This is a genomic window from Catonella sp., from assembly GCF_052169795.1.
Lineage (GTDB): Bacteria > Bacillota > Clostridia > Lachnospirales > Lachnospiraceae > Catonella.
Map to the genome: position 1 here is coordinate 1 of NZ_JBQNBU010000171.1, position 2,594 is coordinate 2,594.

Annotated in this window: 2 protein-coding genes and 1 pseudogene; all 3 read left to right on the plus strand. The window is 30.6% G+C overall.

What is annotated here, in order from left to right:
- Positions 1–122: 122 nt before the first annotated feature.
- A complete protein-coding gene (locus ACTTKP_RS12130) occupies positions 123–1,631 on the plus strand; it encodes a ribonuclease H1 domain-containing protein (protein WP_442554142.1) in 1,509 nt (502 codons plus the stop codon).
- A 46-nt stretch (positions 1,632–1,677) separates the two neighbouring features.
- On the plus strand, positions 1,678–2,025 hold the full coding sequence (locus tag ACTTKP_RS12135) for a type II toxin-antitoxin system RnlB family antitoxin (RefSeq protein ID WP_314276586.1): 348 nt from the start codon (positions 1,678–1,680) through the stop codon (positions 2,023–2,025).
- Between the two features lie 81 nt (positions 2,026–2,106).
- A pseudogene (locus tag ACTTKP_RS12140) lies at positions 2,107–2,594 on the plus strand (ATP-binding cassette domain-containing protein); the annotation flags it as partial.

Here is a 2,594-nt window from a genome sequence, read left to right on the forward strand (position 1 = left end):
ATCTAAAATAAAAAAATTAAACTTAGGTATGGAAGTTACTTTTGCAATTCACCTTATTTGCTAAATGTGGTATAATATAAATATGAGTGAGGAGAATTTTATTAAAATTTAGAATAACGGTGGTGAAAATTTATGGCGAAGAAAAATTTTATGCAGTAAAAGTAGGTAAAATACCAGGGATATATGGCACTTGGAGTGAAACGGAGGAACAGGTTAAAGGATTTCCGGGAGCTGTGTATAAATCTTTTTCTACTGAGGAAGAAGCAATAAGATATATATCTTGTGAAGATATAAAAGAAATTAAAAGTGTATCTGATGAAACGTCTGCAATAAATAAAAAAATAGAACAGGAAATAAAAAACTTAGAAGATAGAGAAGTAATTGCTTTTGTAGATGGCAGCCATTTTTTAGATGCAGATGGAAAAGAAAAATACAGTTTTGGTGTTGTACTTTTAACCAATGAATCAGAAGACAGTCTATATAAGGCTTTTATAGATAAAACTTATATGGATTCAAGAAATATTGCAGGTGAAATTGAAGGTGTTAAACAAGCTATTTTATGGGCTATTGAAAGCAATAAAAAAAGAATAAAAAATTTTTATGATTATGAAGGCATTGAAAAGTGGGCAACGAAAGAATGGAAGGCTAAAGTCAAGATTTCACAGGAGTATAGCAAATTCTTTGATGAGAAGTCAAAGTTGATAAATATAGAATTTGAGCATGTAAAAGCTCATAGCGGGATTGTGTATAATGAAAAAGCGGATGAATTAGCAAAAAAAGCTCTCTTGTCGCAAGGGTATAAAACATATAATGATGGATCTATCTATTTTATAGGTTTTCAAAAGCAAGATTGGCTTAATATGGTAGAATCACTTAATAATGAAATCAATGAAGAAGATATTAAAGATAAAATTAAGGTAGAAGAATCTAGTCCAAAAGATTACTTAGATAAATTGTTACTTGTGTTTGACGGTCAACGAGTGATTATTAACTGCTACAAAGGTAATAAATCTTACGTTCAAGGGAAACAGAGTTTGCTGTTTCAGAAAATTATTTCATTGGCGATTGAAAACTTACCAACAGATAGTGCTGTTATAGAAGTCCTAAATACGTATCATGCTTTAACAGTAGAGAAGCCGGAGGTTGAAAATGCTTTTTCTACGTTATTGCCTAATTTTCCAATTGATGATAAAGATACAAAACTTAGAAATACTTTATTATCCGCAGTATTTAATACACTAATAACAGGCTATATGCCGGATTATACTTGTCTGGTTACACCACTTTTTAGAGCGATGGAATTTTATTTGCACAGAATTTTACATGATAAATTGGGTGAGAATACAACTAGAACAGGAAAAGATGGCAAATTTAAAGGGAATAATTTTGCTTTCTTTGATGAAAATGAAACAACAGGAAATTTTGAATATAATTCATATGCTGTAGGCTTAAGTTCTAATCAAATAGATTATCTTAATCAGTTATATAGTAGTTATAACAAAATGAGACATCCATATTCACATTGGTCAGAAAATTCAATGGATACTCATGTTATAACGGATATAAAAACAGCTCATGATTTAATTTTAGAGGGCTTGCAATTTATAAATAAATATTATATACTATTTTAGTTAGTCTTTTATAAGAATGATTAGAGAGAAAGGAGGAGATGTTGTAATGAAACTATATTTAATAAATAGTTTGAAAAAGGATGGATTTGATGCCATAATTACATTGTTAGATTATCAAACTCAAATATCAAGATGTTTAAAATCCATTAGAATGTCTCCGGATAAAACAAGAAAACTCTTGATAGATACCATATTATGTTCGGGAATGAATGAGTATCGTTTCATTGAAACTACTTTAAATGAGGATGGAACAATAAATTTAAATCATTATAATTATGTTAATGTGAACGATGATGTACTTAAAAAAGCAAATGAAATTTTAAAATATCAGCCAGCTTTTTTAAAAAATTCTGTATTGCCAGAATCACAAATAAAAAAAATAGCACAAATTTAAATATACGATATACTATATGATGCATCAAAGCACTTAAAGAAATTTAGGTGCTTTTTTAATATCAATTACTTGACATTGTAGGGTAAGAGTACGATAGCAAGTCTTTTAGCAAGATTTTGGGATATAAAAGAAGGTGAGATTTCTTTCAGAGGAAAAGATATACGCTCACTTCCTTTAGAAGGGCTTATGGAGCAGATAAGTATGGTATTTCAAAAGGTTTATCTTTTTGAAGATACAGTTTATAACAATATTGCTATGGGACTGTCTTCGGTGGACAAAGAGAGTGTCTATGAGGCGGCAAGAAAGGCAAGATGTTATGATTTTATCATGAAACTTCCTTATGGTTTTGATACCTTTGTGGGAAGCGGCGGTGCTACCCTGTCAGGAGGAGAGGCACAGAGGATATCAATAGCAAGATGTATCTTAAAGAATTCGCCGGTTATTATACTTGATGAGGCAACCGCAAGCATAGATGCGGATAATGAAAGTCATATACAGGCGGCTTTATCGGAACTTTGTGAAGGAAAGACAACTATAGTTATAGCCCACAGGTTAAATACAATAAAGAA

Excerpts from the sequence above, each read along its gene's own strand:
- ACTTKP_RS12135 (WP_314276586.1), top strand. The coding sequence starts at position 1,678 with ATGAAACTATATTTAATAAATAGTTTGAAAAAGGATGGATTTGATGCC.